5 protein-coding genes and 1 pseudogene are annotated in these 2,899 nt (G+C 58.8%); 4 read left to right on the forward strand and 2 right to left on the reverse strand.

Translation table 11 applies throughout. The annotated features are described in order from the left end of the window. On the forward strand, positions 1 to 208 hold a 208-nt coding region (locus tag AC1DW2_RS43585), incomplete at its 5' end, for a transposase (protein ID WP_477009186.1). 125 nt (positions 209 to 333) lie between these two features. Here AC1DW2_RS43585 and AC1DW2_RS43590 read toward each other — a convergent pair. Further along, positions 334 to 661 (reverse strand): annotated as a pseudogene (locus AC1DW2_RS43590) (outer membrane protein); the annotation flags it as partial. A 135-nt stretch (positions 662 to 796) separates the two neighbouring features. On the opposite strand from AC1DW2_RS43590, the gene AC1DW2_RS43595 reads away from it, so the two are divergent. Together AC1DW2_RS43595 and AC1DW2_RS43600 are read left to right on the forward strand one after the other, a co-directional pair. After that, positions 797 to 988, forward strand: a complete 192-nt coding sequence (locus AC1DW2_RS43595) for a hypothetical protein (RefSeq protein WP_080586686.1) — start codon at positions 797 to 799, stop codon at positions 986 to 988. A 166-nt stretch (positions 989 to 1,154) separates the two neighbouring features. Then, positions 1,155 to 1,775, forward strand: a complete 621-nt coding sequence (locus AC1DW2_RS43600) for a hypothetical protein (RefSeq protein WP_477009187.1) — start codon at positions 1,155 to 1,157, stop codon at positions 1,773 to 1,775. Between the two features lie 400 nt (positions 1,776 to 2,175). Here the strand turns inward: AC1DW2_RS43600 and AC1DW2_RS43605 are convergent, their stop codons facing one another. After that, positions 2,176 to 2,748 carry a GNAT family N-acetyltransferase gene (locus tag AC1DW2_RS43605; RefSeq protein WP_474423270.1) on the reverse strand — a complete coding sequence of 191 codons (573 nt, stop codon included), beginning with the start codon at positions 2,746 to 2,748 and terminating at the stop codon, positions 2,176 to 2,178. Here AC1DW2_RS43605 and AC1DW2_RS43610 point away from each other — a divergent pair. After that, positions 2,749 to 2,899: transposase (locus AC1DW2_RS43610; protein ID WP_477009188.1), on the forward strand; the 151-nt coding region annotated here is incomplete at its 3' end.

Below are 2,899 nucleotides of genomic sequence, written 5' to 3' on the forward strand. Positions count from 1 at the left end.
ACCCGCAAAGCGCCCGTGGCAGCGCGGGTCGAACGAGAATACCAATGGCCTGCTCAGACAGTACTTTCCAAAGGGCACCGACTTGTCGGTGCATTCGCAAGCCCATCWGAACAAAGTGGCTCGTCAGCTAAACGAACGACCACGTGAGACCTTGCAATTTGAAACGCCAGCAGAGAGATTTAATGCCTGTGTTGCGTCGACCGGTTGAGCCGGCCGGGGGGTAGACTGGAAGAGAACGGCACGCGGCCACCGCAAGGTAGCAAAGGCCAGAAAATTCATAACTACAAAAAAGCCCCGGCGAGCCTGGGCTTTGGTTTGCGAAGGTGGGTGAGATCAGTATCTGGCCGCGACCGGTGCGCCGTATCCACCGAAGCGATAATTCAACCGAAGCGTGACCATGTCAACATCTTGGCTGACCCCGCTGCCGGTGAGGATGAACCCTCCGGGAGTAACCACGCCTGCGAAGCTGGCATTATGACGCCCCATCCAGAGATGGTCGTATTCGATACCGAGCGACCAGTTGGGCGTGAAGCCGTACTCCCAGCCGACACCGAGGGCGCCGCCCCAGCGTGTGTGGCCTGCCGATGCCAGGCCGACCCCGGTGATGTTGTTGAATATATCGAATCGATTTGCGCGTCACGGCGGCGCCGCCCTTCACGTAGAGTGCCCCTTCTGCAACATTCGCCAAAAAAGGGATCGCGCGACTGTCCGCACCGGCATCTATTTGTTGTGTGGGTAGAGCGTCCGGCTAGGGTCAGATTCGGTAAGGGGTAGTGGGCAACTTCAGGGGAGATTGATGCTGAAATTCGTAATTGCGGGTGCTGCGTCTTTGGCTTTGGTGGGAGCGGCAGTTGCCGCGGATCTGCCTCGTCCGCAGCCCGTCGTCCAGACCGCGCCGGTTGGTAAATATCCCGTCGGCAAAACTCCAGTCGGCAAATACCCGATCGGCAAGGCTCCGGCGCCAGCTCCGTTAGTCACCAAGGGCTAATCCCGAAGATTGAAGCGCCTTCGGCCCGTCGGGGCCGGAGGCGTTCACCTCCAGTAATGTTTAGCTTGGGCTGTGTTGGGCCCAAGAAGGGTTGAACGTGGCAAGGGTGATCTGGGAATACCGCGATCTGCGATTTATTGTCGGAGTCGCAATCTTTGCGGCTTCCGTGGGAAGCGCTAGTGCACAGCAACTCGCGGCGCGTGCTGATGTTCAGCAGCGACCGGACACTTCCCCCAAGACCTCAATCAACTCCGCTACGAAAACGGCCGCAGCTGCGCCAGGCAGCCCGCCAGCCACGTCGGATGCAAAGCCGGCCCGGGTATCTTCAGTTAAAGGACCCTACTACGTTGATTTTCGTGCCCGCACTGCTGCATCCTACGGACACGCATTTGTCTGGTACGGCAAGACGAGCCAAAGGGCGGTCGAAGTTGCCGGCCTGCATCCAGCAGGCGACACACTGCCGTACGTATTGGGACATCTCATGTTTGTGCCTTCTGAAACGGGCGCGAGCTACGGCGACCTCGATGAGCAATATTTGACAGCCAGCTATCGAGTCTACTTGAATGAGGCTGACGCCAAAAAGGTATTTGCTTACATCAAACGTCTTCAGGCGACCTCGCCGGTGTGGAACGCGGGAACAACCAACTGCACCAATTTCATCGGTAGCATAGCGAGTTTTATGGGTTTGAAGGCTCCATTCCATTTGTTGAAGCCTGAAGAATACATAAACAAACTCAGAGCGCTAAACGGTGGACGTCAAACGGTGCAATTGGTTGCCGACCGGTAGACCCCGGGAAATGGCGGGCCAAACTCGAGGTGCCATCCGAGCTTGCGTGATGGCGTATCAACGAGCCGGACGGGATGAGCGCGTCGCGTAACGTGTATCGCGATGGCGGCATACACACGGGGCCGCACTGCTCGGCCAGTCTCGCCTAACCGAAAAGGCCGCCAACTGAGGCGGCCGCGGAGGAGCAATGTCCAAGTGGCGGCCTAATCTTTATCTGTCCAGCATTCCAAGGAAACTCTACTGGTCGCGCCCGTGAAGCGGTTTCTGTGTTCGAAGCCTTGCCCGATTGGCTCGTAGCGGAACATCCAGCCGCCAACCAATACGGCGAACACAGTGGCAAATGAAGGCCAGCGGCGCTGGCCCGTCTGCCATTGCAAAGGCCCTCAAGATAGGCCACGCGTCAGTTTATCGCGCGCTTGCGGAGTGATCGGTTGCGCGCGCGTCCCTGCAACGGAAACTTGGTGCGGCCTCGGGGGAGGGCAAAATCCCATGGAAAGCATGCTACCAGGACTGTCTGTGGATCTCGCCCCGCAGCCGACCTGAACCCGAACCTGCCGAAGACCTTCAACATTGATGTGTTCTCGGGCAGGACTTCCGCCGTCAATTCCTTCAGTCCCGTTTCCCTCGTGATGTCGACGAGGTGCCGCATTAGCATCGAGCCAACGCCGCGCCCCTGCCATGCATCGACCACCATGAAAGCCATCTCGGCCCGGCCGGGCTCGGAGACAATATATCGGCGGCCGCCAACCACAGCCTTCCGGCCTGCTTCCTCCGCGCGCGCAACCAAGGCGATTTGATTCTTAAAATCGACGTCCATGAAGAAGGCGCGCTCCTTGTCGGAGAAATGGCGCTTCATCGCAAAAAATCGGCGCTGCAACGTAAGCGCTGTTTCGGTCCCACCTTCCATTGAAGGCGTCGAGCGAGGAATGATCGATCTCTGATTGGAGATCGGCTTGTGTCTAAGCTTGAACATATGCTTGAGCCCAGGACCTCGGTTCGTCTGGTCGAGGTCATCACGGAGAGCGGCCGACGCCGGCAGTTCTCGGCCGACGACAAGGCGCGGTTCGTCGAGGAGACGCTGGCCCCGGGAGCCGTGGTATCGGAGGTCGCGCGGCGGCACGGAT

Source organism: Bradyrhizobium sp. P3_C3, assembly GCF_056402655.1.

What these genes read in the sequence shown, in the direction of transcription:
- AC1DW2_RS43595 (WP_080586686.1), top strand. Translation starts at nt 797, where the DNA reads ATGCTGAAATTCGTAATTGCGGGTGCTGCGTCTTTGGCTTTGGTGGGA.
- AC1DW2_RS43605 (WP_474423270.1), bottom strand. Translation starts at nt 2,748, where the DNA reads ATGTTCAAGCTTAGACACAAGCCGATCTCCAATCAGAGATCGATCATT.